Raw genomic sequence first — 6839 nt, forward strand, 5'->3', positions numbered from 1 at the left:
GAGAGCTATGAGATGGACGCCATTACGGCCTGCGTGGTGGGCGGCGTATCCATGTCCGGCGGCGTGGGCAAGCCCTGGGGGGTGGTGATCGGCTGCCTGCTGATCACCGTCATTGCCAACGGCCTGGATATCATGGGCGTCTCTTCCCACTGGCAGAAGATTGTCAAGGGTGCCATTATCGTCCTGGCAGTGCTGATTGACATTAAGGGGAAGGGTAAGAAGAACTGATTCGGTGTCAAGGGCAGAATGCAGACTGCTCTTACATATATACAATTAAGGAGGAGCTATTATGAGCAAAAAGAAGTTTTTTGCAATCCTGCTGACTTGCGCTATGGCGGTGTCTGTCCTGGCGGGCTGCGGCAGCGGCGAGACCCCTGCGTCCACGCCTGCCGCCGGCGGCGAACCCAAAGACAGCGCGTACAAAATCGCCCTGATTCAGCAGCACCAGACCAATGCGTTCCAGATCGCCATCACCGAGGCCGCTGAGGCCAAGGCCTCGGAATTGGGCGTTGAGCTGACCGTTCTGAGCGCGGACCAGGATGCCGCCGCACAGATCAGCCAGATCGAGCAGTGCGTGTCCGAGGGGTTCAATGCAATCCTGTTCGAACCCGTCGATCCCGACGGTCTGCGCGATGCCGCAAAGAGCGCCGCAGACGCCGGCGTGATTGTCGTGAACATCGTCTCCGTCTGCACCGACTGGGAGAGCGCCGGTATCTCCATCGTCTCCTACGGTGACAACGTCAAAGCCGGCGAAAACGAGATGCAGCATGTTGCCGACCTGCTGGGCGGCAAGGGCAACGTCGCCATTCTGACCGGTCCCGCGGCCTCTTCTGACTCTCTGGGCCGTTTGGAGGGCTATGAGAATGTCCTGGCGAACTATCCCGATATGGTTCAGGTGGTCGCTCCCGCCGATTGCCAGTGGGATACCGCTCAGGCGCAGACCACCGTGGAGAGCTGGCTGTCCGCTTATGATCTGGACGCCATCGTATGCCAGAACGATGGCATGGCCGTCGGCGCCGGAAACGCGGCAGGCGCCAACAGCGGCATTGTGATCACCGGCCTTGACGGCACGCCTGACGGCTATGAGGCGATCAAGGACGGCCGTATCACCGGTACTGTGGCCCAGGACGGCGGCGCAATGACTGCCAATGCCCTTGAGGCGGCGGTCACCCTGCTGGACGGCGGCTCTCTGGAGAGCAATGTTCTCATCACCGACAGCGTCTGGATCGACGCCTCCAATGTCGCGGACTACGAATAAGCCGTTTCCACGGATTGCCCCTTGGCAAACCGGCGTGAAGGGATTATAATGTAAGGAAAGGGAAAACGGCTGCGTTTTCCCTTTCCTTATACAAAAGAGGGGGGGATTGGCCATGTTGAAAGTTGTCCTGGCGGATGATGAGAATAAGATTATTCTGCTGCTGCAAAAGCTGATCGACTGGAAGCAGCTGGGCTATGAAATTGTCGGCACGGCCAACGACGGCCTGCGGGCTCTGGAGCTGGTGGGCCAACAGCAGCCGCACCTGTTGATTACGGATGTCCAGATGCCGGGGTGCAGCGGAATTGAACTGATCCGGCGCGCCCGGGACCTGCAGCCAAACCTGCATTTTATCATTATCAGTGGATATCGAAAATTTGAATATGCGCAGAACGCTCTGAAATACGGCGTGGAGGACTATCTGCTCAAGCCGCTCAAGCAGGAGGAACTGGCCGGCATTTTGCTGCGGCTGAGCGACAAGCTGGGAGAGGAGGCCGTACTGGAGCTCCGGCTGAAGAAAAGCGGCGAGCAGCAGCAGGAGCTGCTGATGGATGCTCTTCAGAGCGCGGCAAAGCGGCAGCAACCGTTCCTGGATGCGGCGCAGGCTGACGCGGGCTATGGGTTTCATTTTGCAGAGGGAACATATTTTGCCGCGCTGGTAAAGGTGGATGTCTCCAACGCCGCACAGTATCAGGACAGCTATCAGATTATGATGCAGCACGCGCTGGAAATTGTTCGACGGGAGCTTTCGTCACTGGCGGCGGTCTATGCCGCCGCTGCGCAGAAGGAGGGGATTGCAGTTCTGCTGCAGCTGGACGAGTATCGGGCCCTGGAAGTGAAGCAGTGCTTTACAAAGATCCGCAAGGAGATTGAAAAACAGCGGGATATGTTCTGGTATATTCGCTGCACGATCTGTCTGGGCGGCCGGAAGACCTGTCTCGAACAGGCCGGTATCTCCATGCGGGAGGCGCTCTGGCTCTGCCGTGACCGCCTCTGCCGGGCACAGTCCTGGTTGGATGCCGAGGGAGAGCAGACCTCCTTTGACCAGAGGTATTGCCTGGAGACGGCGCAGAAAAAGAGGCTCCAGGTGGCAGCGGAGTGTCTGGATGAGATACGCTTTGAGCAGGAGCTGGAGGAGAGCTTCCTCACCCTTTTATCCCAGCCAAATCTGAACGGCCAAATGGTTGAGGACTGGTTTTACCAGGTGTTGGAGGCCTGTCTCTATGGGATGCGGCAGAGCGGCCAGGTGAAGGAGCACTTTTCAGAGAAACTGACGGAGAAATTTTGGCTCTGCACAGATACGCGAAGCGTGTTCAGCCTGCTGCAGCAGGATGTCGTTCAGGAGCTGCGGCGTTTAGAGGATGAGCGGTCCCTGCGGGAGACGCGCCCCATTACCGAGGCCAAGCGTTATATTCAGCAGCATTACCGGGAATCGCTGCGGCTGGAGGATGTCAGCAGCGCCGTAGGCTTTAACGCCACATATTTCTCCACCCTGTTCAAAAAGGAGACCGGACAGAATTTTATGGATTATTTGACGGAGCTGCGGATCAACAAATCCAAAGAGCTGCTGTGCGGCGACCAGTTGTCTGTCCAGGATGTGGCGGAGATGGTGGGGTATCGCGACCTGAAATACTTCTCCAGACTGTTTAAGAAGACCACCGGTGTGAGTCCGTCAGATTATAAAAAGCTGTATAAGTAGGTGACGCTATGTGGATGTGGGCTGGGTGGAAATTGAAAAAAGCGCTCCGGCACTATTGGAATGACCGGGATCTGGAAGCCGTTGTGCAGACGGACTGGGGAAAAGAGCCGCTGCTGAACATCTTCTTTTCCGATGTTAAAGAGCGCCTCTATGGCGAGGAGATCACCCGGCTGCGGCAGAAGCAGGCGGAGTATCTGGCGTTGCAGAACCAGATCAACCCCCATTTCCTGTATAATGCGCTGGAGGCGATCCGGACAGACGCCCTGTTAGCGGACTGTGAGGACATTGCCGAGACCACGGAGGCACTGGCCTCATTTTTCCGCTATACCATATCCAATGTGCAGGAATATGTGACGTTTTCAGATGAATTGGACAACGCAGAAAACTATTTTACGATTCAGCGGTGCCGTTTTGGAGATAAAATATCCATGGAGCTGGAGCTGGAAAATGAGAAGCTGCTGGAGGCGCGGATGCCGAAGCTGATTTTGCAGCCCCTGCTGGAAAATGCGGTATCCCATGGACTGGAGGGGAAATTGGGCCCTGGTACAGTCCGCATCGCGGTGGAGAGCAGTGACCGCACATTGTTTCTGCGGGTGCGGGATGACGGCATTGGCATTGCAGACGAGCGGGTAAAGCAGCTGAACGAGCAGTTTGCGGAGAACAGCGGAGCGGTGATCGGACAGCAAAAGGGCGGAATTGCCCTGCGCAATGTGAACAGCCGGATTCAGCTGATGTTTGGCGAGAACTACGGCCTTCGCATTTTCAGCGCGGTGGGAATCGGTACAGAGTGCTGCGCGACGCTGCCGCTGCTGTTTCAGGAGGAGTGACCGCCCATGAAAGAAGAGTTGATCCGTGTCGAACACGGCTGTTTTCAGAGTGAGGATGAGGAATATTACTTTGATATCTCCATTGCCAGAGGGGAGTGTATCGGCATCTATGTGGACGATCATCTCACCTCCGGCACGGCGTATCTCGATATTTTCAAGGGCTGTACCCACATGAAACGGGGCAAGGCCTTTTCCTGCGGCTGCCGGGTTGGCGGACAGGCACTAGAGCGCTGGATTCTGCAAAAGAGCACCATTGTGGACAAGTACCGCTTCGAGTCCAGGGAGCTGACTGTACGGGACTTCTTGCTGGCGCTGTGGAAGCCCATGAACCGGGAGCAAAGAAAAGGCGTGGAACGGAGCCTCCGGAGTCCGGAGGCTGTGTCCATGATGCAGCGGATGGGGCTGCTTCTTCCCATGGATTTGAGCCTGGCAGAGGTTTCCATGCTGGATTATTATGGGCTCTGCGTCTTTCGGACGTGGCTCTGGAAGAGCGAATTGCTGATTCTGGATCGGATTACCGAGGTTTTGCGTCAGAGGGATCTGGAAAAGCTGATGCAGTATGTCCGGATGTTGCTGGAGCACGGAACCGCAGTCTTTCTTTTTGATTTAGATGAGACGTTTATGTACCGCTACTCCGGCCGAATCGATGTCGTCAAAAACCGAAAAACCTGTTACCGGCTGTATCCGGAGGAGTATGGGGAGAAGCTGTATGAGATTCTCGGCTGGAAGTGCCGCAACAGCGGGACAAAGCGGACGGGGCAATACAAAGGGGCCGGTGCTGTGCTGTGTGTGTCCGAGCTGGCATTTCCCGGAATGCCGCTTTTGAATTTTCAGATTTGCGGCGGGGAGATCGCCTTTTTGAGAGATGAGAATTACAGTACCGCAGTACGCCTGCGAAACTGTTTTCTGGGAGAGCAGCGCTGGCTGAGCGGTACCTTCTGCCTGATGGGAACGGCGTACACCCATGGGGAGCTGGCAAAGCTGATTGGCACGGAGATTGGGATCCAAATCGAAAGGCCGGACCGCTCCAATGGCGTACTGTTTGACGATCTGACCGCGCTGGACAATTTGAGCTCCTTTTTGCTTCCAAAGGCGGGCAAGCGGATTGCGACCAGGCGGGTCCTGGAAAATATTCTGGACGAGGCGTCCTGCTGGTTTGACAGAGAGGATCTGCAAAAGCCTCTGCGAACATGGACGCTACCCCAGCGCCTGCGTTTTTCCTATTACAAATGGTATCTTTTGAATCCCAAGCTGCTGATTTGCTTTTTCCCCTTCGTTGGGCAGGAGACGGCCCATCACGAGATGATCCTGAATATGTTGGTGACCTGCGCCGAAAGGGGGATGGCCATCTGGGTAGTGTCCTCCGGAATTGATGCCATCTGCGAAAAAACCGAAAACTATGAGTTCCTTAAGCGTCTGCGCTATGTTAACTGACGGATATTCGACAGGACAAAAGCAGCTGAGTCTGATTTTGTGCGCCTCTGCCCTTACAAATCGAGGGCAGAGGTGTCATCATACAGTTAAGATTTCTTGAGATGTAATGTATAAAGGGTGGTTTCACCAGTTCGTATCACCACATAAATATATACTCGATGGTTTTCACGCTCTTTCTAGCTGTTCTCTGCATAGTATCCTTTATTCTTCCTTTTTGCTTTATTTGAAAAATAACCGAATATAATCCTCCACATCCCGCCGGCTTCCCTGGAAAGGCCCCGGCGTCTCCATCTTCAAAGAGACCAGCGCCGTACAGTACAGCAGGGCCTCCGCCACGCCTGCCCGCCGGCGTTCCGTGATGTATCCGGCAAAGGTGGTGTCCCCCCGGCCGGTGCGCCCGGAGAGATTCCGGGACTTGATGGGGCAGGTGTGGATCTCCCGCCCGTCATAGGCCAGCACCTCGGTGTTGTGGGTGATCAGAACCTCTTTTGCGCCCCAGCTGTGGAGCAGCTTCGCCGCCTCCGCCCGGTCGGTGAGTCCGGTGAGAATCTCCGCCTCCGCCGCGTCGGTTTTCAGATAGTCGATTACCGGCAGGTACTCCCGCTTCTCCGCCCAGTCGTGAAAAGCCATGGTCCTGTCCGCCTCCACATGGCGCAGAAGGCACTGCACGTCCACCGCCACCTTGCCGTGCTTCGCCGCTTCGGTGAACAGCGCGCCGTCAAAGTCTCCGTAGACCAGGCCGGCAAAGTGGTAGATGTCCGCCTCAACGTCCGGCAGTTCCTCAAAGCGGAAGGGATCGCACACCCCCATGGAGGTGCAGGCGCGCTTTTCCTTGTCGGCGGTGAAGTACTGGTTGCGGATGGAACACGTGGCCGCGGAGGGACTCCAGTAGACGTCCGCCCCGGAGTCCCGGAACCGCTCCTCCACATCGGCGTCGGCGGGATTCAGCTTCGTGAACACCGCCGTCCGGTTCCCGCTCCCGGCCGCCGCGAAGCCGGAGGCCACCACAGCGCCTCCAACCTCCCGGCGCTCGTTGCCCTGATAGTCGATGTTATGGTCCAGAGAGACCGGACCGATCACCAAAACGTCGTAATATTTTCCTGCCATATTCCGCCTCCATACACAGATTGAAAACACGGGGAGCGACGGACGCCCCCCGTGTTTTTCAGGCCGCCTCTTATTTCAGCACCCGCACACAGCGGTCGATCAGCGTCATGTAAACCTGATCCCCCACGTCAAACCGGCGGGCCAGCTGGGGATTGTAGACCTCCACGATAACCGGCTTGTCTCCCAGCATCACCTCGTACTCCACCTTGGCGCCGTAGTAGGTGGCCCGGGCGACCACGCCGGGCAGGGGACCCTCCCGGTCGGAGAGCTGGACAGACTCGGGACGGACCGTCAGGCAGCAGGCGCCGCCCGCCTCCACGTTTTCCATCTTCCCGGGAACGGGAATGGAAAAGGTGTGGCCGCCGATCTCCACCAGGGCGGCTTCTCCGCGGCGGCCTTGGAACGTACCGTCGATGAAGTTGGCCTTGCCGATGAAGTTGGCCACAAAGCGGCTGTTCGGCTGCTCGTAGATCTCCGTGGGAGAGCCCTGCTGGCAGATGACGCCGTCCTTCATGAT

General features: G+C 57.0%; 6 protein-coding genes and 1 pseudogene. 5 read left to right on the plus strand and 2 right to left on the minus strand.

Annotated features, from left to right (window positions below):
- From QZ326_RS10290 to QZ326_RS10310, 5 genes and pseudogenes are all read left to right on the plus strand, one after another.
- A pseudogene (locus QZ326_RS10290) lies at positions 1-228 on the plus strand (ABC transporter permease); the annotation flags it as partial.
- A 61-nt stretch (positions 229-289) separates the two neighbouring features.
- The gene (locus QZ326_RS10295) at positions 290-1258 is read left to right on the plus strand and encodes a sugar ABC transporter substrate-binding protein (RefSeq protein ID WP_295744867.1); all 969 of its coding nucleotides are present in this window, start codon (positions 290-292) and stop codon (positions 1256-1258) included.
- Positions 1259-1370: 112 nt separating this feature from the next.
- Positions 1371-2954 (plus strand): response regulator, encoded by a 1584-nt coding sequence (locus tag QZ326_RS10300; RefSeq protein WP_295744869.1) that lies wholly within the window; start codon positions 1371-1373, stop codon positions 2952-2954.
- A 32-nt stretch (positions 2955-2986) separates the two neighbouring features.
- On the plus strand, positions 2987-3781 hold the full coding sequence (locus QZ326_RS10305; protein ID WP_295744871.1) for a sensor histidine kinase: 795 nt from the start codon (positions 2987-2989) through the stop codon (positions 3779-3781).
- Positions 3782-3787: 6 nt separating this feature from the next.
- The gene (locus QZ326_RS10310; RefSeq protein WP_295744873.1) at positions 3788-5215 is read left to right on the plus strand and encodes a hypothetical protein; all 1428 of its coding nucleotides are present in this window, start codon (positions 3788-3790) and stop codon (positions 5213-5215) included.
- 219 nt (positions 5216-5434) lie between these two features.
- Here QZ326_RS10310 and QZ326_RS10315 read toward each other — a convergent pair whose 3' ends face one another.
- Both QZ326_RS10315 and QZ326_RS10320 read right to left on the minus strand, forming a co-directional pair.
- Positions 5435-6322 carry a PfkB family carbohydrate kinase gene (locus QZ326_RS10315; RefSeq protein ID WP_295744875.1) on the minus strand — a complete coding sequence of 296 codons (888 nt, stop codon included), beginning with the start codon at positions 6320-6322 and terminating at the stop codon, positions 5435-5437.
- Between the two features lie 70 nt (positions 6323-6392).
- On the minus strand, positions 6393-6839 hold a 447-nt coding region (locus tag QZ326_RS10320), incomplete at its 5' end, for a TOBE domain-containing protein (RefSeq protein WP_295744877.1).

The sequence above is a fragment of the uncultured Oscillibacter sp. genome, from assembly GCF_910587525.1.
Lineage (GTDB): Bacteria > Bacillota > Clostridia > Oscillospirales > Oscillospiraceae > Oscillibacter.